The organism is Halobacillus massiliensis, assembly GCF_900166625.1.
Lineage (GTDB): Bacteria > Bacillota > Bacilli > Bacillales > Halobacillaceae > Halobacillus_A > Halobacillus_A massiliensis.
In genome coordinates this window covers 1,924,201-1,949,645 of record NZ_LT800499.1, presented here as the reverse complement: position 1 = coordinate 1,949,645, position 25,445 = coordinate 1,924,201, and the positions used below count along the sequence as shown (strand labels likewise).

Genomic DNA, 25,445 nt, shown 5'->3' with positions numbered 1-25,445 from the left:
TAATCCATATGAGAGGAATCATATAAATAGAACGGGTTCACTCTTAAAATATATTAAAATCTCGTATAGGAAGGAGCTTCTCCTTCATCTATTTCCTTATGAAGTGCGCTGTTAATACCCGAGGCGATCACATAGGCCATATCCTGGACGAAGGAATCGACTTCTTTAGGGGTTACCATTAAATTATGCCCGAGAGGTGTGAGTACTTCTTTAATCAACTGTTTCTTTTCATTTGTGTCCAGCTGCCCTATCATTCCCATAATAGCCTGCCGTTTTTCTTCCCCTGGCATATCTTCTTCTGTCAATGTCTTTCTTTCAAATGGGTTAATCCCAGGAGATAAAACATTCGAAGGGCTGTCTTTCTCTTTCCATTCCCTGCCAAAATGTTTCAGCATATAATCAATGCTGTCATTAGTGATGGTTACTGCATCTACTACTGTAGGCACACCGATAGAAATCACAGGAATCCCATAAGTTTCCTTACTGATTTCCTTGCGTTTATTTCCTACTCCGGAGCCCGGATGGATACCGGTATCGGAAATCTGTATAGTAGCATTAATACGATTAATGGATCGTGAAGCCAGAGCATCTACTGCGATAACAAAATCCGGGTTAATTTCATGAATAATTCCATGAATCATATCGCTCGTTTCAATACCTGTGACTCCCATTACTCCAGGAGCGACGGCTGACACAGATCTGTAACCCTCTGCGACCGTCTCCGGCTGAAGCTCAAACAAGTGGCTCGTGACAAGAACTTCATTCATGACGAGCGGTCCTATGGCGTCTGGTGTGACATTTCTGTTGCCAAGCCCCACGATCAAACATGTGTCTGTTTCCTTAATACCACATAAGTCCAAAACTTTTATCAGCTGCCGGGAAAGGCATTTAGCAAGTTCAGCCTGAAGCTCTGTATCCTGCTTACGAATGGCCAAAGATTCTAAAGTAATATAATTCCCCGGCTTTTTCCCAATTCTTTCGGCGCCTGCTTCATCAACCTTTACATAAGTTAATGTAATATCTCCTACATTCTCTTCATCCACAGTGACCCCATCCTGCGGCTGACTCTTGCTCTGCTCTGGTTGAACTCTCATCTCCTGAGCTTCCAGAGCCAAGTCTGTACGGACTGAAAAATCATCATTTATTGACATAGTTCCAACCTCCTTTCCCATAATTTTTCCTGATAGGATTAAAACTATACGACCCCAGAAGTAGAAAGCTATTGAAAACAGCCTTACGCTTTGGTAAAATGTCTCTTGTTCGATATGAACGAGTTTGATTGTTTTTACCTAGGAGGTGAAACTATGCCTAACATTAAATCAGCTAAAAAACGTGTACGTGTAAACAACGATGCTCGCGCGCTAAATGCCGCTTTCAAATCAGACATGCGTACGGCCGTTAAACGTGTAGAAAAATTAGCAGCCGGTAAAGATACGGACCAAGCTAAAGAAGCTCTTACTGTTGCTGTTAAGAAAATTGATAAAGCGGTAAAACGCGGTGCCCTTCATAAAAACAACGGAAACCGTACAAAGTCCCGTCTATCTAAAAAAGTTAACGCCATCTAATCATTTAGTTTTTTATGACCAACACAAACGATCCTTCTTCAAGGGTCGTTTTTTTATTAAATCTCCTCTGTAAAAAAAGGGCCTCACCTGTATGCTGCAGGTGGGGCCCTTAATTTCTTTTACCAATAGATCCTAAACAGAATTGCTCTTTTTATATCTCCTGAAGCTTTTTAATATGAATCAAACGATATAACAACATTTCAAAAGCAAGAACTTTATCCATTTGTCCCTGCTTCATCGCAAGATCAGCTTCTGCCAGTTCTTGAATAATCCGGTTAAGTTCTTCGGAAGTAAACCCTCTTTCTCTTTTCAAAGCCATCTTAATGACATAAGGGTGGGACCTTATATAGTCCCTCATTTGATTTTGAGCATAACCTTTCTGCTTTAACGTTTTTACCTGGCTGATAATTCTGAACTGTGAAGCTAATAACGCAATAAGAGCGATCGGCTCTTCATTTACTTTTAGCAGGTCTTTAAAAAGTTTAACCGCTCGTCCCAAATCCTTTTCCATGACGGCATCTACCATTTTGAGACCCGATGCTTCTGCGCTATGTGATAAGAGATCTTCAGCAAGTTCTCTTGTAACGAGTCCACCTTCTCCAACATTTAAAGCAAGTTTTTCGATCTCCTTGCGTAAAGCTAACAGGTTGGTTCCAATTTCCTGTGCAAATAGCTCATGAATCGATTCCGGGATTGTTATATGTAAATCACTGGCTATGGATTGAATCCACTTATCCATGTCCCATTCTTTCACAGACTGGCATAAAATTACTTTTGCATTCTTTTTCAAAAGTTTAAACACTTTTTTACGTTCGTCTACTTTTTCATAAGGAGCTATCACAATTAATGTTGTGTACTCAGCTGGATGGTTTAGGTATTCCACCAGTGTTTCCACATTGTGCTCAAAAGGCAAAGAGTCTGGTTTTGCTTTTAGAAAAACAGGACTTTGCATAATCACGATCTTTTTATCCCCTAAGAATGGAAACGTTTCTGCATCTGTTACCGCTTCTTCTACAGGCGTTTCTTCAAGATCATAATGAGAAATATTAAATTCCCGATCTTCAGGAGGAAGAACGGATTCGATAATTTTATTCTTTTCTTCCTGAATAAGGTAATCTTCAGGTCCGTATAATAAGAAAATGCGTTTAGTCACAAAATGACTCCCTTCGTAAAACAAAAATGCGGTGGTGTCCCATAAGAGGGGCATTTTGATTTCATTTTATGAGTGAACGGCCGTTCTGTCAAAATTCCACCACCGCATAAATCTATATAAACGCCGCTTTTTTCAGCCCCGGACGCTAAAAAAGCAAACGATATTGTCTCCCTCATAATTATAGTGTGACCGGCTGAGGAATAATTATCTGTGACAAGTCTTGCTAACTGAGGCAATGAATAAGTTATTGAGGAAGAACAATTATCATATAAAGAATGTGGATTTTTAATGGGTTATCATCTATAATGTAAGTTGACATAGGAGGGGTAACAATGAATGAATTCAGAAAAGATATTCAATCTAAAACGAATGACGTCCTCGATTCTGGGATCGGTTTTGTCGCTTCATTCGTATTCTTCTTCGTTATTTTCACAATCGGGGTTATATTTTCTGTGATCGGTCAGTAATACCTAATTTGTGAGGGAGAGAAAAGGCTGCAGCTGGCAGTCTTTTTTTTAAGGCTTCTTTTTCGCATTATACGGCAGGTAAGTTGAAAACGTTCCTTTTTCTTTCGTGAAACGGTAGGTTACAGCACCATGCTCGTCCGTTCTTAAAATCAGGAGCTCCTCATTTTCCACCAGTTCTATAATTTCTTCATGAGGATGCCCGTACTGATTGTTCACCCCTGCTGATATTAAAGCAACAGAAGGATTAAGTCCCCTTATCCATTCAAGGGAGGTTGAAGTATTACTCCCATGATGCGCAAGTTTCAGTACATCGGCTTCGAGCTGAGGGTATTTTTCTATAATATCTTTTTCCACATGCTTTGAGATGTCACCGGTAAACAGCCATTTCTTTCCGCCGAGCTCTACATACAGGACTAAAGAGTTGTCATTTTCATCCTTTAAATCGTTTGATGGATGGAGTATATGAAATTCAGTTCCAGAAATCTGCACCACTTTTTCAGCTTTTAAAAAGTGACGTTCTCCTTTTCCCTTTAAAGAATAGGGATGTGTAAATATGTGTCCAATCTTATAATTTTGTATTAATGAATCAAGACTTCCACTGTGATCATTGTCTTCATGAGAAATAAAAACTGCTTCAATTGTGCGTATTCCTCTTGACAATAAATAAGGATCAATAACGTAGTTAAATACGGCATTCTTATCGCTTGAAAATGACGGTGATCCAGCTGCATCGATGAGAATGACACTCCTTCTGTAAGGCAGTTCAATGACGAATGTATCACCTTGCCCGACATCCAGCATCGTTATAGAACCTTTAGGAGAAATATAGGGAAGCAGTGAATACGCAGCCATAATTCCAACGGCTAAAACAGAATAAGCAAAAGCCGGTTTTCTTTTTTCCTGAACCCAAAAAAACATCATGAAAGAAAAAGTTATCCAGTAAATACCGATCCATTCAAAGGGAAATTCCCCCACCGTCCACTGTATATTAAATGGTTTCCCTATTTCCATAGTAAAAGCCAGAAAACCTTCATGAAGCTGAGATAGCATACCTGATAAAAACCTCGTAATTAACTCGCCAGTAATCATACTTAGAATTACAAGCAGAAATAATAAAGGAATGACCAGCAAAGAAAAATAAGGAACGAGTAAAAGGTTGGCGAACAAAGATAAGGGATTAAATTGATAAAAGTAATGAAGCTGGAGGGGAAGGATGGTCAGCTGACTGATAAGGCTGACCGTTGCAGGAAGCTTCCAGGAACTCTGTTTTTTTAAAAAAGACGCACTCAAAACTAAACCAAATGAGACGAGAAAAGAAAATTGATACCCTATGTTATGCAGATAATTAGGGTTCCACAGAAGCAAAAGAACGGCTGCCCATGCTAGTACATCTGTAACTGGAAAACGCAGTTTACCCTGAATCAACAAAAGACAGACGACCGCCATAAAAGAAGCCCGAAGTACTGAGGGAGCTCCACCTGCCAGAAAACTGTAGCAAGGGAGAATAATAAGTACAATCCAATGAGTCTGCTCTATCGTAATCCATCCCGACCGGTAAAAAAGAACATAAAGCCCGCTTATAAACAGGCCGATATGAAGGCCGGATATAGCCAGAATATGGGATAAGCTGAATTGCCGAAACCATGTAATTGTTTCTTCATCCAATAAAGAAGTATCTCCAAATATAAGAGCAGATGTCCACTTAAATAAATCATAATCCATAGAGTTTTTTACTCTGTCGATAATGGTCTCTCGTGCATCCAAAATACTTTGATAAAACCCTTCACCCTCGCAAAGAATCTCATTAGAAGAAGAAACAACACTCTGATAATAAATTCCTTGGTTTTCCAAATACTTTCGATAGTCAAACTGCCCGTAGTTTCTTGCTTTATCTGGAGGCAGCACTTCACTTGTTAATGTACATTCCGCTCCATATTTCAATTGGTTTTTTGCGTTTCTTGCCTCATTCTCAGATTTATCGGTTATTAAAAAGGAAAGCTGAATTTTATGTCGGGAAGAGGGGTGATAGAGAACAGCCTGGTATGCTGAGGAAGATTTTTTTAGAGGCGATACGATTTTTACATAAAGTGGAGTATCAGTTGTGACCTCGATTGGAGGGGGTGAAGAATTTGAAATGGCAAGAAGCGCTCCTGCCGAAAAGCAAATAAGGAGGCTTCCTTTCCATTTCCATGAAAAAAGAGATGAACTTATCCATATAATAACTATACTGCCTAGAAGGAAACGATGATATCCCTCAAATTCTGAAGTTACCGCACCCGCTATAAAAGCGATAGCGGCAAGGTGATGTGTTCCCCTCATTTTATTGAGTGCTGTTGGTTTTGAAAAATTTGATCGGCTTTTGTTTTCAGCTTCTTAATCTCCTCAGGTGCCGTATTATTTTCTTCTAACTTTTGAAATAGTTCATCTAAGAGAGATTCTGTGTCGTGCGTTTTTTCCTGAACAGATGGCTGATATTCCACTTTTACTTTTCTTACCCCAGCTTCATCGAGAATTGAAATGGCATAGGGATCATTACGATAATCTTCACTATAATACACTGCTTTAATCCCAGCCTGAATAATGGCTTTTGTACAGTGAAGGCAAGGGAAATGAGTTACATAAATCTCGGCTCCCTCTGTTGCTACTCCAAATTTAGCACATTGAATAATTGCATTCATTTCGGCATGAATTGTTCTTACACAGTGGCCGTCAATGACATAACAACCTTCATCTATACAATGTACGCCCCCGCTCACACTGCCGTTATAACCTCCGGCAATCATGCGTTTATCTCTGACAATAACGGCACCGACAGCCAGTCGTTCGCACGTGCTTCTTGATTTCAATAAATGACTTTGCGCCATAAAATAATGGTTCCATGAGATCCGTTTCATAACAGTTCTCCTTTTTATATGTATTTGTTTTTAGTGTACCCCGCTCCAATCGAAACCGTCAATATTAAGGGATTTGAATCATTTCTTTCATATTCTCTAACGTTTTCTCGCCAATCCCAGGCACTTCAAGCAGCTCCTCCACAGATTGAAAACCACCGTTTTCTTCACGGTATTGAAAGATTTTTTCTGCTTTAGATGGACCAATCCCTGGAAGATTTTGAATTTCATCAATACCCGCTCGATTAACAGCCACTTTTTCATTTGAAACTGATTGACTTTCTTGACTCATCTGATCAATAGACAGGACAAGGATGACCATTTCATCTTGCAGCTTCTGAGCAAGATTAATACTGTTTTTATCCGCTTTTTCTGTAAAACCACCAGCATTCTTTACAGCATCATTCACTCTTGTTCCCTGATCCATTTCATAAATCCCAGGGTGAACCACTTCTCCTTTCACATCTACTACCCATTTCCCATTATTCTCAGAAGGTACTGGCAGATCCGGCTTTTTGGTCGTTGTTTCACTTATTTGCAGCTCATCCGTCTCATCTTTCGTTTGAAAAAAATAGCCCGCTATAACAATCATAGGAAGAAGCAGAAGCCATCCGTATTTTCTAAGCAAAATCACAAAAATCCAGTCTCCTTTCATATTTTTGACATTAATGAATAAAGTGGTTAGGTAAACATTTAGGAGGGATTCTTATGCGCTATGGAATCATAGGCACAGGGAACATGGGGAGCCTGCTCACTCAGTCTTTAATCTCGAGCGGAGCCGTGAAAACAGAACAGGTAATTGTTTATAACAGAACGGTGGAAAAAGCTGAACGTTTACAATCAGTCATAAACGGGCTGAAGGTTTCTCCTTCCATTGAGAAATTACAGGAAGAAAGCGATGTTTTATTTATCTGTGTAAAGCCCCATGACTATCACCATATTTTAAGCCAGCTTTCACCATCTGTTGACCAATGTATCGTTTCTATTACCAGTCCTGTATCTGTAGAAGATTTAGAAGAAAAGCTGCCCTGTCAGGTTGTTCGAATAGTACCTTCTATAACCAACCAAGCTCATGCAGGTGTCAGCCTATTTACTTTTGGCAGCACAGTGACGGAAGAATATAAAAAAGAGCTCTTGTCTTTATTTTCCTATATTTCGCGTCCAGTGGAAATTGAAGAAGCATACATCCGTGCAGCTTCAGATATTGTATCGTGCGGTCCTGCCTTTGTAGGATTCCTATTGGAACGAATGATAGAAGCAGCTCATGAAGTGGGGGATATACCCGTTGATAAAGCAACAGAATTAACACAGGAAATGGTTGTAGGGTTAGGAGGGTTATTAGAGAAAAAAATCTTTACTTTCCCTGAGCTGATTAAGAAGGTTACCGTAAAAGGCGGGGTAACGGGAGAAGGAATTAAAGCACTTGAAAATAATATAAATGAGACTTTTCCAGAGATGTTTAAAGCCACACATTATAAACATTTTTCAGATAAGAAATCATTGGGATTGTAAATATATATTCGACAACTAGAGCGAAAACCCTTCATTATCTCAAAATAAAAGGGATGCTTGTATTGCATCCCTTTACAACTTACTGTTTTTTACAAATGAAAAATAAACGATCTCCAGAAGCAGCCTCTTTAAAATCCGCAGTGATTGATTCCACAAAAAATCCTGTATTCTCAAGCAGATTTTTTAAAGTTTCTTTTGGATAACCTTTTTGCTCATGGGTTTCGTCGAACCTCTCGAATCCTCTCCCGTTATCTATGAAGAATGTAAGGTCATGAATGAGGGAATACTTCGTTTCTCCAGGATCACAAAACCAAATATAAGATAAATCATCATAGACTTCAGCAAAAGTCTGTCCATACAAATTTTGCTGAATATGCTCGATAGAGTGGACATCAAATAAGAAAAACCCGCCTTTATTTAAGGCCGTGTACGTGTTAGAAAATACAGACTGAAGTTTTGCTTCATCCGGAATATAATTTATCACATCACAATAACTTACCACACAATCATAACCGCTTAAACCTTCTAGTTTGGTAATATCCTGCTGAAGCCATTGGACTTTTCTTTCTGTATCTTTCTGCGACGCTACAGATAACATGTCTTCCGATAAATCTACTCCCGTTACCTGGTATCCTTCCTGAGAAAGATCAATTGCGATTTCGCCGGTTCCACACCCTAGATCAAGAATGCTCTTTATCTCTTTAGAAGACGAGGCTAACGTTTGATTTGTCCACCTTATCCATTTCCCATAGGGAGCATCCTGCATCAGCCGGTCGTAAACCTGGGCCATTCGCCGGTAGCTCAACCGTGAATCTCCTTTAGCGGTACTGTGGCGGCATCTCCCCATAGTCTCTCCAGATTATAATAGTGACGTTCATCTTTGTGGAAAATGTGACAGACCACACCGTTTAAATCCACAAGAATCCAACGGGCTTTATCAAACCCCTCCATTCTTTTAACTTCAATCCCATGTTCTTCTGCTTTTTCTTTCACTTCGCGAGCAATGGCTTGTACTTGACGTTCATTTGATCCTTCACAAATTAAAAAGAAATCTGAAATTAACGAAACCTCTGCCATATCCAGTACCACAATATCTTGAGCCTTTTTTTCGTCACACGCTTTTGCTGCAATCGTTACTAATTCTCTACTTTCCATATAATTCCTCCTGTTTATTTATTACCATTTTATTCTTCTTATTACCCGTTTACTAATTGATTATATGCATGGAGTGTGTCAGGATAAACTGTTTGCTCCTTAGAAATTAAAAATTGCATCGTATTCCGCAGTGCCAGCAGGCAAGCTGAATCGAGCCTCTCCTTTGCGAGATCTCTTACATCCTCTACTCCTTCAAAGTTGCGTCCCGGCTCAATATAATCTGCTAAAAAGACAACTTTATCTAATAAAGACATGTTTACTTTCCCACTAGTATGACACGCAATCGCAGATTGAACACTGTGATCGTTTAAGCCGACTTCCTTTTCGAGCATAAGCGCTCCTACAGGGCCATGCCAAAGTTCATGATGAAAATGAAGCAGATCTTTGGATAAGCGGCGATCGGTTTCAATCCATTTTCTTAATAATTCCTTAGGCTTATGTTTAGCATAATCGTGCAAAATAGCAGCAATTTCTGTTTTTTTAACATCTGCCCCAAACCTGTCCGCCAAAATAATAGCTGTATCCGCCACTCGAATTGTATGTTCAAATCTCGACTGCTTCAAATGGGGTTTTACAAAGTGAAGAAGCTCTTCACGACTATAATCCATACAAAGCATTCTCCTTTATATAATTAAATACATCATCAGTAACGAAGTACCTGATTGACTGACCATTAGCTGCCCGATCCCTGATCATGGATGAAGAGATATCAATCCGCGGGAGAACGGCCATTTTTACATTATATTGCCTGTCATCCGGCTCATACCCTTCCCGCCCCACACCTATAAACTGAACAAGCCTTGCCAGCTCATCAATTTTATGCCACTTGCTCAAGTATTGAATCATATCACCACCGATGATGAAAGAAAAAGAATGATCTGGATACTGCTCGATAAGCGCCTTTATCGTATCGTACGTATACGATTTACCTTCTCGCTCAATTTCAATTGAATTTAAATGAAAATGGGGGTTGCTTTTTATTGCTTCTTTCACCATCTGAAGACGATCTATGGATGAAACAGAAGCTTGTTGTTTATGAGGTGGAATATGTGATGGTATAAACCAAATTTCATCGAGTTCCATTTGCTCATAAACGTGTTCAGCCATAAGCAGGTGACCAATATGAGGCGGGTCAAACGTTCCTCCCAGGATACCAATCCGTTTCATATATGCGCTCCTTTACGGCAGATGAATCTGTTTATTTTCTTCTGACTCCTTATAGAGAATAATAGTATTTCCAATTACTTGAACGATATGGGAACCCGTTTCCTTAGCTAACTGATCAGCTACTTCCCGATTATCTTCAAAATTATTCTGCAAAACACTTACTTTAATTAATTCTCTTTTCTCCAGAGCTTCCGAAATTTGAGTGGTCATGTTTTCATTTACTCCAGACTTTCCGACTTGGAAAATCGGTTGAATCTCATGAGACAGTTTACGTAAATACTTTTTATCTTTACTTGTTAACATTAAGAATCTCCTCTTAGCTTGTTTTCAAATTTTTTCATTATGGCTTGTGTGTCAGGCGTTGTACCCGTCCATATGGTAAAGGCTCCGGCAGCCTGGTGTAAAAGCATTTCATGGCCGAAATGAAGATTTGCATCTAACGCTTCTGCCTGCTTCAGAAATGTTGTTTTAAGCGGTCGGTATACGATATCACTAAAGAGCGCGTCAGCTTTAATCTCCATAATTTTTACGATAGATTGATCCTCATTAGGCGACATCCCTACAGAAGTTGTCTGGATGACCACATCGTAATTATTAAGTGCCTTCTCGGCATCAGAAATAGAAAGAGCATTTGAAAAACGGCCGCCATCTAATTCAGAAATAATTTTAGCTGCTTTTTCTTTTGTCCTGTTAGCTATATCAATAACGCTCATTTCCCGCTGTAGAAGTGCATAATAAATCCCTCTTGCGGCTCCTCCGCTTCCGATCAAAAGCACTTTTTTATCAGCGCCCAATGCCTTAGGAAAACGGATGGCAACAGAATTATAAAATCCGTGGCCGTCCGTATTGTATCCAATCCATCTGCCATCTTCCACTTTTACTGTATTTACGGCACCAAGAAATTTAGCAGCTACATCAATTTCATCCAGTTGAGAAATTATTTTCTCTTTATAAGGCACTGTTACATTAAACCCATCAAGCGAAGAGTCTTTTAACTTCTTTATTTTCTCATCAAATTCCTCTGGTGGAATCTCAAAAATATCGTACGTTCCCTGTATCCCTTGATCACGCATAAATTGGTCATGAATCCAGGGTGACAACGAATGTGCCGCAGGATATCCAATTAATCCAAATTGAAGCATCTTATCTCTCCTTCTATCTATATAAGCGATGGTCTAAGGGAGACTTTTACCCCCTCAGGGACATGAGCTGTAACTGTTACTCCGCCCGCAGGAACCGTAACCCAGCCCAGCCCTGAAAATACAATATCTGTTTTGTCTTCAGAAACCTTGAACTGGTGAGCTTTCAAAGGCGGCAGGATCTTGATTGTTTCTTTATCAGGCGGAGAAAGAAGCTCGCCTAGATGATTATCATAAAGCTCATCCGCTTTTTCAAGTTTAGTCCGATGGATGATCAGTTCATTAGCAAAATAACAAATAAACGATGATCTTTCTCCCGACTCAAAATCCAGTCGAGCCAGACCGCCAAAATACAATGTTTGTTCAGCATTCAGCTGGTAAACTTTTGGCTTTACTTCTTTCCTTGGAGTAATTAATTTCAGGTCATGATCTGAAACATAATGGGCCATTTGATGCCTGTGAATAACACCTGGCGTATCGTACATAGAGCTATTTCCATCTAACGGAATGTCGATAAAACCCAGGGTAGTACCAGGGAAATAAGAAGTAGTAATTATATCTTCTGCCCCGGATGTTTGATTAATGAGCCGATTTATAAAGGTAGATTTCCCTACATTCGTCGTTCCCACCACATATACGTCTCTTCCATCCCGGTATTTATCTATCGAGTAGGAAAGTTCATCGATTCCCTGTCCTGTCTGGGCAGAGATAAGAAAGACATCTTCCACTTTAAGTCCTTGCTCCTTAGCAGCAGCTCTCAGCCACTGCTTTACCTTATTAGGGTTGGCGGAATGGGGAAGAACGTCTATTTTGTTACCAACTAACACGACGGGATTTTGGCCTGTGAGTCTTTTAAGCCCTGGAATAAAGCTTCCATTAAAATCAAAGATATCAACAAGCTGAACAACAAGGGCCTTGCTGCCGCTGATTTCCTGCAGCATTTTAAGAAAGTCATCGTCCGTATAAGGAACATCCTGCACTTCATTATAGTGTTTTAAGCGAAAGCAGCGTTTACAAATGACTTCTTCTCTATTTAAAGCTGCCTTTGGTGCATATCCCGGTTCAGAGGGTTCCGAAGTCTGGATGGCAATTCCGCAGCCTTGACAAATTATTTCTTCCATTGTTCCTTTTCCTCCTGCCAGGTGATTTTACCTTTACGTTTCATCCACTTTAGAATTCTCCGCTCAATTTTCCTGTTGATCTTTGTGAAAACTCCATCAGTTTTAACTATTGGTACAACGAGTATCGTATAAATACCAGCCAGATTGCCTCCAAGTACGTCAGTCATGAGCTGATCACCGACGACGACGAGTTCATCCTTATCTACTTTCATCTCCTTCTGGGCTTTCTTAAAAGCCCGTGCCAATGGTTTTCTGGCACTATGGATGAAAGTTGTATCCAGAGGTTCTGAAAAGAGTTTAACTCTTTTTTCATTATTATTTGAAGCAATAATAACCCGAATTCCCTGATCATCCATCTTTTTAAACCACTCAATAATTTCTTCAGTAGCATCAGGCCGGTCCCAGGCAACCAGTGTATTATCAAGGTCTGTGATAACACCTTTTATTCCTTTATTTTTCAATTCTACAGGGTCTATATGATGAACACTTTCTACGTGTTCGTTAGGTAGAAATAACTTTAACATAATTTCACTCCATCCTTAACGACAAAATCTCCCTACTAATCATATACAAAATAAGTCTGCGTTTCAAAACAATCCTTATATTTCTTAAGAAATGCAATAAATCGTTCGACAAATCGCGACAGCGAGGGCCTGTGGATAAGTTTATACACATATTCCACACTCCTTAACGATGATTAGAATAGGGTAATGCATAGTTACTCAATAAAGTTATCTACAATTAACTGTAGATAAACCGGTTATTGTAGGCTTCTCATTCCCGTGATATGGTGAGATAGTAATAAAACATTATCGTTTTTATAAACAGGAGGTGGCTGCCGATTCAGGCAGAAATAGATGAAACAATTATCTGATACCCTGTTACTTCAATCTTACCACAAAGCACTTCAGCTCAATCTATCAAGAGAATTCATTAAACAAATAGAAAATGAAATCATCGAAAGAAAGCTCTATCATCTGGTAGATCGAAAATCTCGGTCAACGTTTCAAGTGGGATAAAAATTTCCATAAAAGGATTAAATTATGAAATTCAAGTAACGCCATTAAGGGGAATGGCGTTTTTTTATTGGTTTTTTTTAAATTAACTTTTACGTATCTCTTCTTATTTATAAGAATTAAAAAATGAATTCACTCAATACGCTAGGGGAATAGTATATAGTTGAATAATCCATCATTTTTTGATTACAATTGAGTGAAACAATAACAATTTCTATGATCTTTGGCCGAGGGAGGAACAACCAGATGCTACTGGCTGTATTATTGCCTTTTATTATCGCAATTTTTATTCCATTTCTAAGCAAATGGAAGGATAAATTTCATACGGGGTTCGCAGCAACAGCTGTCCCTGCAATAATTTTTATCTATTTTGTACAATTCTTAGGAACAGGGTTTGAACCTGTTACGCAAGAATATACATGGGTGCCATCTTTGGATATGAATTTAGTATTTCACCTGGATGGATTGAGCTTACTATTTGTATTACTCATTAGTGGTATTGGCTCCCTAGTTGCTTTTTACTCGATTTATTATTTACATAAATCGGAGCAGCTGGGTCATTTTTATGTATATTTCCTTTTATTTATGGGATCTATGCTTGGAGTCGTTCTCTCAGATAACGTTTTTGTACTCTATACTTTCTGGGAATTTACATCTCTATCATCATTTCTATTAATCGGTTTTTGGAATTACAAAGAAGCTTCACGTTACGGAGCTTTAAAATCAATGCTGATTACCGTCTTTGGGGGGTTAAGCCTCCTCGGCGGACTTGTTTTCTTAAGTGTAATTACAAACACAACGAGTATTCAGGAAATGCTCGGTCAGCAGGAGCTGATTTTAAATCACGAATTTTTCCCGCTGATTTTAGGCTTTATTCTTTTAGGAGCCTTCACTAAATCTGCACAGTTTCCATTCCACATCTGGCTCCCAGATGCTATGGAAGCTCCTACTCCCGTGAGTGCCTACTTGCACTCAGCAACGATGGTTAAAGCGGGAATTTTCCTGGTTGCCCGCTTCTCGCCAATGCTATCCTCTTCTGAATGGTTTTTCCTGATCGTTTCGACTGTTGGTATCGTAACATTGTGCTGGGGTTCTTACATGGCAGTAAGACAGACAGACTTAAAAGCAATTTTAGCTTTTTCAACCATTAGTCAACTCGGGATGATCATGGCTATGCTTGGCTTTGGAACAGAAGTAGCCATTTTTGCCGCTGTCTTCCATATCTTAAACCATGCAACTTTTAAAGGAAGCCTATTTATGGTGGCAGGGATCGTCGACCATGAAACAGGAACGCGTGATATTCGAAAACTGGGCGGACTTATGACATTTCTTCCTATTACCGCCACTCTTGCTTTATTTGGAACATTCTCAATGGCCGGTGTACCCCTGCCCTTCCTAAATGGTTTCTATAGTAAAGAATTTTTCTTTGATGCTTCCTTACACCTGGAAGCTGCAGCTGGGGGCTTTTCCGGTGTTTTACAAACACTACTCCCATACTTAGCGGTATTTGGAAGTATCTTCACATTTGTTTACTCTATGTATTTCTTTTTTGGGACGTTCAGGGGACAAGCACAAATTAATGAGCTGCCTAAAAAACCTCATGAAGCTCCTATCGGTATGTTGATTTCACCCATAATCTTAGCAGCAGGTGTTATCATCATTGGGCTGTTCCCGGATTTGATCAATAAACCATTTATTGAACATGCGGCCTCCGCGGTGGGAGGTACAGTGATAGCAGAGAAAATCTATTTCTGGCACGGTATAATTCCACCATTTATTATGTCGATCGCTGTATTGGTATTCGGAACAATTCTTTACCTGACCCGTACAAAATGGGCACCGGTATATAAAGCTGTACCAGGAAAACTAAGTTTGAACAAATTCTACGATGGTTTAGTAGACCGAACTGAAAGGTACTCTGCTGTAATTACCAATGGATACATGAATGGCTCTCTGGGACGTTATGTCCGGTTAATTATTGCGGCTATTATAATAGTGACATTTAGTGTAATGGCGATTACCGATGGATTTTCTATTTCTTATGATAACCTTTCAGAGGTAACCATCCCCGAGCTATTGATCGCTGCTTTAATGATTATCTCAGCTGTGGGAGCGAGTGTTTCTAATAAGAGAATGGCCGCCATCCTTAGTCTTGGTGTGGTTGGTTATGGGCTAGCTATGCTGTTTGTTATTTATCGCGCACCAGATCTGGCTCTTACACAATTTATTATTGAGACTGTAACCGTTGCTTTGTTTATGCTTGTATTCCGGCATTTGCCTGACCTTAAAACACGCAAGGAACCGGTAACGGCAGAAATAACGAATTTAGTAATAGCGGGCGGCTTTGGTTTGTTATTAATAATGACAGCTATCTCCGCTCACAGTAATAAACTATTTGATTCAATTTCAAGCTACTTTGTGGACAATGCCTATAAACTTGGCGGCGGAGATAATATCGTTAACGTTATTCTAGTAGACTTCAGGGGAATGGATACTCTATTTGAAATTGCGGTGTTAGGTATAGCCGCTATGGCGATTTTCAGTTTAATTCGTTTAGGCAGAGAAAAGGAGGAATAAACTATGGAATTAACTATGGTCATTTTAGCCGGTTTTTTGTTCGCTGCCGGCGTCTATAACCTCCTGCAGAAACAATTGCTTCGAATCATTATCGGAACCGCCTTAATTTCTCATGGGGCCCACTTATTTATCCTGACAATGGGGGAACTAAAACACGGTGCGCCTCCTATCTTAACGGAGGGGATCGAACAATATACCGATCCCCTGCCCCAGGCGTTAATCCTTACATCCATTGTTATCAGTTTTGGGGTAACCAGTTTACTGCTTGTCTTAGCTTACCGGGCTTCCAAACTGAACGGTACAGACAATATGGAACAATTGAGGGGAAACGATTATGAGTAACTTACTTGCATTAACAATAGCCTGGCCGCTCATAGCAGGAATACTTGCGGCCTTTTTGAATAAAAATACACCTGTCGTACGCAAAGCTTCCATGATTTTTATGACACTAAACCTGGCCCTTGCGGCATACGTATTTGTCTACGTGCTTAACAATGGAACAATTATATTGGAGACCGGCAGCTGGGAAGCACCATTTGGTATTATTTTAGTCGGCGACTTGCTGTCTTCAGCTTTAGTTTTAACGACAAACATTGTGGCGGCTGCCTGTCTCTTCTACGCACCTAAATCTCTTACAAAACAGCAGGAGTCTTTTTACTTTTACAGCTTCTTCTTCATGCTGATCAGCGGAGTAAGCGGTGCTTTCATGACAGGAGACTTGTTTAATCTTTTCGTATTCTTCGAAGTTCTCCTTATGGCCTCCTATGGATTGATCGTTTTAGGAAATGGAAAAGTACAGCTTGGTGAATCTTTAAAATACGTGCTGATCAACCTCTTTTCCTCTATACTTTTCGTAACAACCATTGCGTTTCTATATTCTGTAGTAGGTACGGTAAATATGGCACAGGTGGCCCAGCGTGTACAGGAAGTAGACCAGCCGGGCGTCCTAACGACAATAGCGATTTTATTTTTCTTTGTCTTTGCCACAAAAGCAGCCGTATTTCCGCTTTATTACTGGCTGCCTAAACCTTATATCGTTCCTAATCCAGTTGTCTCTGCTTTATTTGGGGCATTATTGACAAAGGTAGGAGTCTATTCTCTTCTTCGAGTATTTACACTCATCTTTGTCGGGGAGACGGATCTTACCCATACAATCTTTATTTATTTGGCAGCCTTTACTATGATTTTCGGTGTAATTGGAGCCTTATCTACTCATAATGTGAAGTTAATTGTAGCCTATAATATTATCCCTGCTGTTGGATTTATGCTGATGGGGATAGGGATCTTTACTGAGACTTCAATAAGCGGAACCATTTACTATTTAATTAATGATATGATTGTGAAAGGTGCTCTCTTCCTGCTTATTGGTGCTGTTGTCTATGTAGCTGGCACTTCGGATTTAAGGAAGATGGGCGGATTACTCCACCACTATCCAGTACTCGGATGGTTTATGTTTATAGCAACCCTCGTACTTGCAGGGATTCCGCCATTCAGCGGCTTTATAGGAAAGCTTCTGCTTATACAGGGCGGTCTGGCAGAGGAACAGATTATGATTGTCATTACTTCTCTCGTTTCTAGCCTGCTTATTCTTTTTTCAATGATTCGGATTTTCATCCGTGGATTCTGGGGAGAACGTACAGAAACACCTCCTCATCCAGAGAGAAGCCATATAGTGAAGCAAATGAGCTGGCCGATAGGAGTATTACTCTCACTTACTATCCTGCTTGGGGTAGGTGCAGAATGGTTTTATCCTTCCATTGAATGGATGGGAGAATATCTAATGGATCCGCAAATCTATATTGATTCTGTACTAAAGGAGTAATAGACTTATGACATTTCAAATTGTGCTTAATATTATAATAGCCATCATGTGGATGTTCTTAAGCGAATCCTATACCTTTTCCACATTTGCCGTAGGCTATATTTTAGGAATTACCCTCCTATTTTTGATGAATCGTTTCACTTCTGGTCGATTTTATTTCCAGAGTATTATTAGTATCATAAAGCTGGTTCTATTGTTTATAAGAGAATTGATTCTCTCGAATATCGATATTGTTAAACTTGTATATAAACCTAAAATTGACGTAAAACCCGGAATATTCGGTCTCCCGACAGAACTTAAAAAAGAATGGGAGATTACACTGCTTGCCAACCTGATTTCCCTGACACCCGGCACCCTTTCACTTGAGGTCAGCGAGGATAAGTCCACTATTTTCATCCATGCGATGGATATACAAGACTTAGAGTCCTCTATTAGAGAAATCAAAGAAACCTTTGAAAAAGCAATTATGGAGGTGAGTCGTTGATGGAACAAGCACTGGAATCGGCCCGCTTTTTTGTAGAAATTGCTACTATTATTTCTATCTTTGGCATATCATTCTCAGTCATCCTTTTACTCTATCGAGTGGTCTTCGGCCCCTCGAATCCGGACCGTATTATGGCGGTAGATGGATTGGGCGTAAACGTAATGGGACTGGCCGGTCTCATTGCTATTCTCCTGGTCACAAATCACTTAAACGATGTCATTCTGCTTATAGGAATATTGTTGTTCATTGGAACGATAGCTTTAACAAAATTTGAAGAAAAGGGTGTTATTATTGACCGGGACATGGATTGATTTCATCTTATATATTGTAATAGGAGTGTTCTTGCTTCTCGGTACCTTTTTTGTAATATCTGGCTCTATTGGTGTTATTCGCTTCCCAGATGTATACACCCGTTTGCATGCGGCCTCTAAAGCCGCAACCCTTGGTGTTGCAGGCATACTTATAGGAGCCTTCATCTTTATGTATGTCGAGACAGGAAATGTCAGCGGAAAGCTCTTGTTAGGGATATTTTTTATTTTGCTTACCGCACCTGTAGCTGGACATATGATAGGAAAAGCAGCGTATAAAAGCGATGTCCCACTTTGGGAGAAAAGCGGGTACGATGAGTGGAAAGACCATATTCAGAAAGAGCAGCAAAAAGAGAACAGTTAAAAAATTGTTTAAAACAGTCAGCATCCACGCTGGCTGTTTTTTATTTTCTGCCGTACAGGCACGTGATAACTTTACGGCACATACACTTGAGGTAGGCAGTTGCCCAATTTATTAGGAGGTGTATGTGTTTGAGCAGTTTGATCGCTTCCCTGTTATACTTTTTCAAAGAATCGTTGTTTTTTCTTTCTTATGTCAAAAATCAGGCGTTTCCCAACCCTTTATCTAAAGAGGAAGAAGCTAAGCAGTTGGAACTCATGAATCAGGGGGATAAAGAAGCAAGAGATAAGCTGATCGAACATAACCTGCGTCTTGTTGCTCACATAGTGAAGAAATTCGAAAATACTAAAGAAGACTTTGAAGATCTGATCTCAATCGGAACCATAGGCCTTATAAAAGGGATAGAGAGCTACTCTACAGGCAAAGGAACTAAATTAGCCACCTATGCTGCCCGGTGTATTGAAAACGAAATCCTGATGCATCTACGTTCCACTAAGAAGATGAGCAAGGACATTTCACTGCAAGATCCTATCGGTCATGATAAAGAAGGAAATGAATTAAACCTGCTCGATATTTTGCAGGCAGATGGCGTTGACATCGTAGAGGAAATACAGCTTCATATGGAAATCGAACAGATTAAACAATATATCGGAGTTCTTGATGAAAGGGAAAAAGAAGTGATTGTTTACCGCTATGGGTTAAATGATGAAGAGGAACGTACCCAAAGAGAAATTGCTAAAGAGCTCGGTATTTCCAGAAGCTACGTGTCTCGAATTGAAAAAAGAGCACTTATGAAGATTTTTCATGAGTTCTACAAGCAGAGTAAATACGGTCAGTCCGGCTAGATTGACCGTTTGGATCTAATCTATAGATGATTTATTAAATTGATCGAAATAACCGGCTGTTCTGATTAATTGGTATGGAAAACAAGGCTGGGAAATGACCCGTTTTCACGGGGAGCCGGTGAGCTAGCTCCACTCACGGATTTCTCCTGAGCTCTATCTCCCTGCAGGAGTCTCGCCATTTCACTTTCTCTTTACCATTGATAGTATAAACGGAACAATGTAGCTTCAGTAACCGTTCTAATGGAAATAATCTTCTCCTACTCAATGTTCCGTTACTCAAAAAAACATAAAGGGCCAGGGGAAACGGCGAGACTCATATGGGAGGATAGAACAGGGTGAGATCCCGGAGGGCTTTAGCCTGAGGAAGCTCACCGTTCGACAATGGAAAGTGAATCGTTTCGCGTGCCCAGCAAACGGGACAAAGAAAAAGTTTTAAAAATATAAGGAGCGGCTGTCAGTTGACAGCCGCTCCTGTATTTATTCTTCGGACAATTTTTTTTGTATATATTGAAGCTTTCTAACAAACTGAAAAGCAGCTATTAATAACAGGGCTATTAAAGCAAAGAGATAATTGTATGCGGTTGAATGATACTCAAACATACTGATTAACACACCGATATACAAATACCCACTTAGTATAAGCAAAGTTAAGGTAAACCTTTTGTAGTCAGCAGCCTTGCCTTCTAGCACCTTATTAGAGTCCATTCTACCCACCTCCTGCTGTCTATGATTGTAACATAAATCAGCCTCCTAAGAAGTGGTAATTCCTACTAATCTTTCTTTTCAAGCATTGCCATAATGATTGCCGCTGCATTTTCCGCAGCTTTTGGAAGGAATTGATCAAAAGATATGGAAGATTCCTTGCCGGCAATGTCCGAAAGCGCCCGTATAATGACAAATGGCTTTTCATATTTGTGGCAGACTTGAGCGATGGCGGCAGCTTCCATCTCTGCTGCGATCATATCTGGAAATCTGCCTCTTACCGTTTCAACATGAGTTTCTTCCTGCATAAAGGAATCTCCTGTGGCAATAATACCTTTTTGGGCTTTTGCATTAGTGTTTTCTACTGCCTGGAAGGCCCGGTTCACCATTTCTTCATCTGCTGTAAAGACCGCGGGAAGGCCGGGAACTTGTCCGTAATCGTAGTCGAATGCCGTAACGTCTACGTCATGGTAAACGACCGTAGTGGAGATTACTACATCCCCAACTTCAAGATCTGTTGCGAATCCACCGGCAGACCCTGTATTAATAACTTCTTCCACATCAAACCGTTCGTGAAGAATAGTGGCGGCGATCGCAGCATTTACTTTTCCAATTCCGGATTTCAGGAGCACAACTGAATGATCTTTTAATTCACCTTCTATAAAAATACTGCCTGCGGCATGATGGACTTCCCTTACTTTCATTTCACTTTTTAATAATTCAATTTCTTCATCCATTGCTCCAATAATTCCAATAGCCATTGTTGAGAAATCCCCCTATTATCTATATTGTGACGGTACTTCATTTAGCTCCTCGACTTGAACAGCCCGGTAGCCTTCTTTATTATTGGCCCATTCCACCAGCACACGATATACATTGTCCTGAGACTTATCAGAAAGCGTAGCACTGACCTTTCCATTGCCTGCGTTCTCTACTCTCCACTGAATCATATCATTCTGACTGAGACCACTTGCATCGCTTGCTGCTTTTATAATTTCATTCCAATCCTGTGAGCCCTGCTGGAAGGTTGGATTATGATTTCCTGAGACATCCTGTTCTGTGCCTACGGGTTCCCAGTCCTGTGTAATTACTTTATCAACGTTTTCTTCGGTTCCTTCTTCAACTTTACGGTCTTTATCTTCTTTCTTATCTTTTTCTTTTTCTTTTTCCTTATCTTTTTTGTCTTTATCTTTTTCTTTATCTTTTTCTTTATCTTTTTCTTTATCTTTACTGGAGTCTGAATCCTTTTCATCATCTTTAGTCTCTACTTTTAGCTCTTGCTCTTGCTCCTGCTTATCATCATTACTTTCAGAATCATCCGTCTTCTGAGTATCTTCTGTACTTGTCTCCTGACTTTGCTCTGAATTATCTCCGCCTGCAGCAAGCTGAAAAATAAAAACGATGAGTAATATAGCTGCAATGCCTGCCAGCCAGACCATTAGTTTTTTTCCTCTTAACTTTTTTTCTTCTAAACGTTCCGTTCTTTTTGTTGATCTCTTATCAGCCATTGTGCTACCTCCTTATGATTCATTCCACCATAATTCATTCGTAACTGAATGAAAACCTGCGACCGTTTAAAATTGAATAATAAATAGTAAAAAAGGCAGGGATTCCCCCTGCCTTCTGCATCTATTAGGATGTAACCGTTACAATTTTCACTAAAATCTCTCCACCCGGGGTGGCTACAGACACCTGATCCCCTACCTCATGGCCGATTAAACTTTGTGCCATAGGTGAGTCGTTTGAAATTTTTCCTTCAAATGGATCCGCTTCTGCACTTCCTACTATTGTGTAAGTTTCTTCTTCTCCATTTGGAAGTTCCTGAAAAGTAACGGATTTACCCATAGAGACCCTGTCCGGGTTATCCTGATCACTTTCAATAATTACTGCATTTCTTATCATATTTTCAACCGTTTGAATTCTTGCTTCTACAAAAGCCTGCTCGTCTTTTGCTGCATCATATTCGGAGTTCTCAGAAAGATCTCCAAAGCCGCGGGCGTCTTTTATTCTTTCCACAACTTCTTTACGGCGCTCATTTTTTAAATAATCGAGTTCTTCTTCTAATTTTCTTTTTCCATCTTCTGTCATATAATAATTTTTTTCTTGAGCCATTTTCCATTACACTCCTTCTATCCGACAATATAGATAACCAGTTTGTGCTATAAAGGTATACAAATGCCAGGCTACCTAGAACTTCTAATCCAAACTATGCCAGATTTCATTCAAGTTTTCAACTATTTTATTTGTTTATAATCTGACCTTTTTCGCGCAGCACAGTCTGAATTTTAGTCACCATTAAATCAATGGCCACATGATTCTGTCCGCCCTCCGGAATAATAATATCTGCATAGCGCTTTGTCGGTTCCACAAACTGAAGATGCATCGGTCTTACCACATTGATATATTGGTCAATTACCGAATCAAGTGTCCGGCCCCGCTCATTAATATCCCTTGTCATTCTTCTAATAATCCTGACATCTGCATCCGTATCCACAAATACTTTAATGTCCATTAAATCACGCAGCCGCTCGTCTTCCAGGACGAGGATACCTTCTAAGATAATAACTTCTTTTGGCTCGACCTGAATCGTTTGATCAGAGCGTGTATGAATTTTGTAATCATAAACCGGCTTGCTAATTGGCTTTTGATCAATTAACTGTTTTATATGTTCAATTAATAAATCATTATCAAAAGCAAGCGGATGGTCATAGTTGGTTTTCAGTCTCTCTTCCATTGGAAGATGACTCTGATCCTTGTAATAGTAATCCTGTTCTATCATTAATAACGTCTTATCTGTAAATCTTTCGATAATCGAACGAGTAACACTTGTTTTTCCTGAGCCTGTTCCTCCGGCCACACCAATTACAACAGGTTTATCACTCATTTGTTCCGGGATCTCCTTTCCTGTCAACTACAGTATTCTCTTATTTTTTCACTGTAATTGCTACCCCATCACCGATCGGGATGATGGTTGTATGATAATCCTCACGAGCATTTAACTTCTCATTAAAGGTTCTTATCTTTTTAGCTATTTGATTTAGTCGGCTGTTGGCTGAAGATGGATCGGCCACGTATCCTTTAAACAGTACATTATCTGAAATGATAATTCCTTTTTCCGTAAGAAGAGGGGCATATAGATTAAAGAAATCTTCATACTTGCCCTTAGCCGCATCAATAAATAACATATCATAAGGAGCTGATTTTTCCGCATCTTTCTTTAAGTCAAGAGCATCCCCTTTTAGAATGGTCACGTTGTCCTCAACTTCAAACGCACGGAAATTACTTTCTGCTTCTTTGATTCTTTGTTCATCTCTTTCAATCGTTACGATTTGACTGTGCGGAGATGCTTCTAGCATCCGTAAAGCAGAATAACCGATAGCTGTACCGATCTCCAAAATATAATTAGGCTTATGCATTCTAACTAACTGCATTAAAAAATCTATACCTAACGGCTCCATAATCGGAACATTATGTTCTTTTGCATAGGCTTCCAGCTGTTTTACATTATCCGAGGGCTCGGGCAGTAATGACTGCAAGTATTCAAATGTATTCATGGAAAGAATACCCCTTCCTAAATAAAACTCTATATTGCAACCCTATTATTTTAACATATACAAAAGAAGGAATGCGAGGATTAATCGCATTCCTTTTGTCAGTTAATGTGTTCTTTCTTCAATTTGTTATGTTCTTTTAAAGTTTCTGAGTAATAAATCTCTCCCTCACCGTCGGCCAGGAAATAGAGATATTCAGATTCAATCGGATTTATCGCTGCTTCAAGGGAATTGCGATTGAAGCTTGAGATTGGTCCTGATGGAAGTCCTTTATTCTTATATGTGTTATAAGGAGAATCTACCTCAAGATCTTCATACAGCACCCGGTCTTTATGTTTACCTAACGCATACAAAACCGTAGGATCTGTCTGAAGCATCATGTCCTCATCAAGTCTGTTGTAAAAAACTCCGGCCACTTTTTTGCGATTTTCTTCTGTTCTTGCTTCATTTTCTACTAACGAGGCCATTGTAAGAGCTTCATGAACAGTTAAATCTCTTTCCTCTATCTGTTCCTTATATTGTAGAACAACTTCCTCAGTAGCCATCAGCATATCTTCAATAATCTGCTCAATCCCCGGGTTTTCCACCTCATATTGGTAAGTGGTAGAGAAAAGATATCCTTCAAGAGGATAACGAATATCTTCATTTAAAATATCCTTACTCAAAAGTTCTGGATGCTTATCCATCATTTCCTTTAAAAAACCTTCATCATTTGCTTTTTCCAAAAATTCATCCTTAGTGAATTCAAACTCCTTTGCATACTTCTCGGCTATCTGCTCCATATTACGTCCTTCCGGAATCGTTATACTTACAGCAGCCTCCTTTATGAGTTTACCTTCTTTTAAAGACTCAATAATTTCATCATGTGTCATGGAAGCTGTAAATTGATAATTACCTGCTTGAAAGCCTGATACATTTTTATACTTCGTATATAGTCTGAAAACGAGGTCATTTTTTATAACTCCATGCTTTTCCAGCGTGGATGCAATTTGTGCTGTTGAAGATCCGATTGGTATTTCAACATGGATCTGACTGTCATCCTGGGAATCAACCGGCTGTAAAGCTGAACGTATGAACAGATACCCGGCGATGACACTAATGCATAATAATGCGGACAAGGAAACCAATACAATAATAACTATTCTTCGTACCTTGCTTCTTTCTTCATTTGTTTTAAATTTCGAATCAGACACCAAAGCTCCTCCTTTCATCCGCTACATTATACTACAAATTTCGACTTATAATCTAACCGTATTGGATTTTAACAAATGATTTAAAAAAAGCTTAAGGCTATAATGCCCTAAGCTTTTATTTTAACACCTTATTAAGTTAAATCTTCTTCCGTAAGAGTATTTAACATCTCTTCAACCATTTCCCATTCTTCATCAGATTCAATCTGGTACAGTGCCAGATCATCCTCTTCGTTGCCCTTCTCTTCATAGCGGAAAGCATATACTTCTACTTCATCGCCTTCCTTTTGTTCAGCCGGTACAACGGCAATATAGGATTGCTCCGTCTGATCTACATCAAATGTGAAAAGCACCTCAAATAAATGCTCTTCTCCGTTCTCATCGGGAATAATAATACGTTCTTCTTTTTCTAAAGCCAT

Annotated in this window: 32 protein-coding genes; 11 read left to right on the top strand and 21 right to left on the bottom strand. The window is 39.5% G+C overall.

Features of this window, described 5'->3' with window-relative positions:
* Positions 1-53 precede the first annotated feature (53 nt).
* A complete protein-coding gene (gene gpr, locus B7E06_RS09650) occupies positions 54-1,151 on the bottom strand; it encodes a GPR endopeptidase (protein ID WP_082233780.1) in 1,098 nt (365 codons plus the stop codon).
* A gap of 153 nt (positions 1,152-1,304) precedes the next feature.
* Here gpr and rpsT point away from each other — a divergent pair, with 153 nt between their 5' ends.
* Positions 1,305-1,565 carry a 30S ribosomal protein S20 gene (rpsT, locus tag B7E06_RS09645; RefSeq protein WP_082233779.1) on the top strand — a complete coding sequence of 87 codons (261 nt, stop codon included), beginning with the start codon at positions 1,305-1,307 and terminating at the stop codon, positions 1,563-1,565.
* A 151-nt stretch (positions 1,566-1,716) separates the two neighbouring features.
* On the opposite strand, the gene holA is transcribed toward rpsT, so the two are convergent.
* Positions 1,717-2,718, bottom strand: coding sequence for a DNA polymerase III subunit delta (gene holA, locus B7E06_RS09640; protein WP_245807715.1), 1,002 nt, complete (start codon positions 2,716-2,718; stop codon positions 1,717-1,719).
* Between the two features lie 332 nt (positions 2,719-3,050).
* Here holA and B7E06_RS09635 point away from each other — a divergent pair, with 332 nt between their 5' ends.
* Positions 3,051-3,185, top strand: coding sequence for a YqzM family protein (locus B7E06_RS09635; RefSeq protein ID WP_082233777.1), 135 nt, complete (start codon positions 3,051-3,053; stop codon positions 3,183-3,185).
* A 48-nt stretch (positions 3,186-3,233) separates the two neighbouring features.
* Here B7E06_RS09635 and B7E06_RS09630 read toward each other — a convergent pair whose 3' ends face one another.
* The 3 genes from B7E06_RS09630 to B7E06_RS09620 form a co-directional block, all read right to left on the bottom strand.
* On the bottom strand, positions 3,234-5,504 hold the full coding sequence (locus B7E06_RS09630) for a DNA internalization-related competence protein ComEC/Rec2 (RefSeq protein ID WP_082233776.1): 2,271 nt from the start codon (positions 5,502-5,504) through the stop codon (positions 3,234-3,236).
* On the bottom strand, positions 5,501-6,079 hold the full coding sequence (locus B7E06_RS09625; protein ID WP_082233775.1) for a ComE operon protein 2: 579 nt from the start codon (positions 6,077-6,079) through the stop codon (positions 5,501-5,503). Before B7E06_RS09625 ends, B7E06_RS09630 begins: the two co-directional genes overlap by 4 nt.
* A gap of 64 nt (positions 6,080-6,143) precedes the next feature.
* Positions 6,144-6,710: a helix-hairpin-helix domain-containing protein gene (locus B7E06_RS09620; RefSeq protein ID WP_245807714.1), complete on the bottom strand. Its 567-nt coding sequence runs from the start codon at positions 6,708-6,710 to the stop codon at positions 6,144-6,146.
* A gap of 74 nt (positions 6,711-6,784) precedes the next feature.
* On the opposite strand from B7E06_RS09620, the gene comER reads away from it, so the two are divergent.
* Positions 6,785-7,588 (top strand): late competence protein ComER, encoded by an 804-nt coding sequence (gene comER / locus B7E06_RS09615; RefSeq protein ID WP_082233773.1) that lies wholly within the window; start codon positions 6,785-6,787, stop codon positions 7,586-7,588.
* Between the two features lie 79 nt (positions 7,589-7,667).
* Here the strand turns inward: comER and B7E06_RS09610 are convergent, their stop codons facing one another.
* Genes B7E06_RS09610 through B7E06_RS09575 form a run of 8 tightly spaced genes read right to left on the bottom strand, consistent with a single transcriptional unit; the run spans position 7,668 to position 12,694 of the window.
* Positions 7,668-8,393 (bottom strand): class I SAM-dependent DNA methyltransferase, encoded by a 726-nt coding sequence (locus B7E06_RS09610; RefSeq protein ID WP_082233772.1) that lies wholly within the window; start codon positions 8,391-8,393, stop codon positions 7,668-7,670.
* On the bottom strand, positions 8,390-8,743 hold the full coding sequence (rsfS, locus tag B7E06_RS09605) for a ribosome silencing factor (RefSeq protein ID WP_082233771.1): 354 nt from the start codon (positions 8,741-8,743) through the stop codon (positions 8,390-8,392). Before rsfS ends, B7E06_RS09610 begins: the two co-directional genes overlap by 4 nt.
* A gap of 41 nt (positions 8,744-8,784) precedes the next feature.
* The gene (gene yqeK, locus B7E06_RS09600) at positions 8,785-9,351 is read right to left on the bottom strand and encodes a bis(5'-nucleosyl)-tetraphosphatase (symmetrical) YqeK (protein WP_082233770.1); all 567 of its coding nucleotides are present in this window, start codon (positions 9,349-9,351) and stop codon (positions 8,785-8,787) included.
* Positions 9,341-9,910, bottom strand: a complete 570-nt coding sequence (locus tag B7E06_RS09595) for a nicotinate-nucleotide adenylyltransferase (RefSeq protein WP_082233769.1) — start codon at positions 9,908-9,910, stop codon at positions 9,341-9,343. Before B7E06_RS09595 ends, yqeK begins: the two co-directional genes overlap by 11 nt.
* A gap of 12 nt (positions 9,911-9,922) precedes the next feature.
* Positions 9,923-10,213: a ribosome assembly RNA-binding protein YhbY gene (gene yhbY / locus B7E06_RS09590; protein ID WP_082233768.1), complete on the bottom strand. Its 291-nt coding sequence runs from the start codon at positions 10,211-10,213 to the stop codon at positions 9,923-9,925.
* Complete coding sequence (gene aroE, locus B7E06_RS09585; protein WP_082233767.1) at positions 10,213-11,052, bottom strand: shikimate dehydrogenase; 840 nt, start codon at positions 11,050-11,052, stop codon at positions 10,213-10,215. Before aroE ends, yhbY begins: the two co-directional genes overlap by 1 nt.
* 17 nt (positions 11,053-11,069) lie before the next feature.
* Positions 11,070-12,170: a ribosome biogenesis GTPase YqeH gene (yqeH, locus tag B7E06_RS09580; RefSeq protein WP_082233766.1), complete on the bottom strand. Its 1,101-nt coding sequence runs from the start codon at positions 12,168-12,170 to the stop codon at positions 11,070-11,072.
* Positions 12,158-12,694 (bottom strand): YqeG family HAD IIIA-type phosphatase, encoded by a 537-nt coding sequence (locus B7E06_RS09575; protein ID WP_082233765.1) that lies wholly within the window; start codon positions 12,692-12,694, stop codon positions 12,158-12,160. The genes yqeH and B7E06_RS09575 overlap by 13 nt, the downstream gene beginning before the upstream one ends.
* A 333-nt stretch (positions 12,695-13,027) precedes the next feature.
* On the opposite strand from B7E06_RS09575, the gene sda reads away from it, so the two are divergent.
* From sda to sigK, 8 genes are all read left to right on the top strand, one after another.
* Positions 13,028-13,189, top strand: coding sequence for a sporulation histidine kinase inhibitor Sda (gene sda / locus B7E06_RS09570; RefSeq protein ID WP_082233764.1), 162 nt, complete (start codon positions 13,028-13,030; stop codon positions 13,187-13,189).
* A 243-nt stretch (positions 13,190-13,432) separates the two neighbouring features.
* On the top strand, positions 13,433-15,763 hold the full coding sequence (locus B7E06_RS09565; RefSeq protein ID WP_082233763.1) for a Na+/H+ antiporter subunit A: 2,331 nt from the start codon (positions 13,433-13,435) through the stop codon (positions 15,761-15,763).
* Positions 15,764-15,766: 3 nt separating this feature from the next.
* Complete coding sequence (locus B7E06_RS09560) at positions 15,767-16,105, top strand: Na(+)/H(+) antiporter subunit C (RefSeq protein WP_082233762.1); 339 nt, start codon at positions 15,767-15,769, stop codon at positions 16,103-16,105.
* Positions 16,098-17,585: a Na+/H+ antiporter subunit D gene (locus B7E06_RS09555; RefSeq protein WP_082233761.1), complete on the top strand. Its 1,488-nt coding sequence runs from the start codon at positions 16,098-16,100 to the stop codon at positions 17,583-17,585. The genes B7E06_RS09560 and B7E06_RS09555 overlap by 8 nt, the downstream gene beginning before the upstream one ends.
* A 7-nt stretch (positions 17,586-17,592) precedes the next feature.
* Positions 17,593-18,069 (top strand): Na+/H+ antiporter subunit E, encoded by a 477-nt coding sequence (locus tag B7E06_RS09550; protein WP_082233760.1) that lies wholly within the window; start codon positions 17,593-17,595, stop codon positions 18,067-18,069.
* Positions 18,069-18,380, top strand: a complete 312-nt coding sequence (locus tag B7E06_RS09545) for a monovalent cation/H+ antiporter complex subunit F (protein WP_082233759.1) — start codon at positions 18,069-18,071, stop codon at positions 18,378-18,380. The genes B7E06_RS09550 and B7E06_RS09545 overlap by 1 nt, the downstream gene beginning before the upstream one ends.
* Positions 18,361-18,741 (top strand): monovalent cation/H(+) antiporter subunit G, encoded by a 381-nt coding sequence (mnhG, locus tag B7E06_RS09540; protein ID WP_082233758.1) that lies wholly within the window; start codon positions 18,361-18,363, stop codon positions 18,739-18,741. The genes B7E06_RS09545 and mnhG overlap by 20 nt, the downstream gene beginning before the upstream one ends.
* Before the next feature lie 128 nt (positions 18,742-18,869).
* Entirely contained in the window at positions 18,870-19,583 is a 714-nt protein-coding gene (sigK, locus tag B7E06_RS09535) for an RNA polymerase sporulation sigma factor SigK (RefSeq protein WP_082233757.1), read from the top strand.
* Positions 19,584-20,060: 477 nt separating this feature from the next.
* On the opposite strand, the gene B7E06_RS09530 is transcribed toward sigK, so the two are convergent.
* The 8 genes from B7E06_RS09530 to B7E06_RS09495 all read right to left on the bottom strand — a co-directional run bounded on the left by B7E06_RS09530 (position 20,061) and on the right by B7E06_RS09495 (position 25,445).
* Positions 20,061-20,288, bottom strand: coding sequence for a YrhC family protein (locus B7E06_RS09530; RefSeq protein WP_082233756.1), 228 nt, complete (start codon positions 20,286-20,288; stop codon positions 20,061-20,063).
* Between the two features lie 65 nt (positions 20,289-20,353).
* Positions 20,354-21,046: a 5'-methylthioadenosine/S-adenosylhomocysteine nucleosidase gene (mtnN, locus tag B7E06_RS09525; protein WP_082233755.1), complete on the bottom strand. Its 693-nt coding sequence runs from the start codon at positions 21,044-21,046 to the stop codon at positions 20,354-20,356.
* 18 nt (positions 21,047-21,064) lie between these two features.
* A complete protein-coding gene (locus B7E06_RS09520) occupies positions 21,065-21,793 on the bottom strand; it encodes a YrrS family protein (protein WP_082233754.1) in 729 nt (242 codons plus the stop codon).
* Between the two features lie 124 nt (positions 21,794-21,917).
* On the bottom strand, positions 21,918-22,397 hold the full coding sequence (gene greA / locus B7E06_RS09515; protein WP_082233753.1) for a transcription elongation factor GreA: 480 nt from the start codon (positions 22,395-22,397) through the stop codon (positions 21,918-21,920).
* Between the two features lie 127 nt (positions 22,398-22,524).
* Positions 22,525-23,169, bottom strand: a complete 645-nt coding sequence (gene udk, locus B7E06_RS09510) for a uridine kinase (RefSeq protein ID WP_082233752.1) — start codon at positions 23,167-23,169, stop codon at positions 22,525-22,527.
* A gap of 40 nt (positions 23,170-23,209) precedes the next feature.
* A complete protein-coding gene (locus B7E06_RS09505) occupies positions 23,210-23,839 on the bottom strand; it encodes an O-methyltransferase (RefSeq protein WP_143414478.1) in 630 nt (209 codons plus the stop codon).
* Between the two features lie 98 nt (positions 23,840-23,937).
* Entirely contained in the window at positions 23,938-25,029 is a 1,092-nt protein-coding gene (gene mltG, locus B7E06_RS09500) for an endolytic transglycosylase MltG (protein ID WP_245807713.1), read from the bottom strand.
* Positions 25,030-25,160: 131 nt separating this feature from the next.
* Complete coding sequence (locus tag B7E06_RS09495; RefSeq protein WP_082233749.1) at positions 25,161-25,445, bottom strand: DUF1292 domain-containing protein; 285 nt, start codon at positions 25,443-25,445, stop codon at positions 25,161-25,163.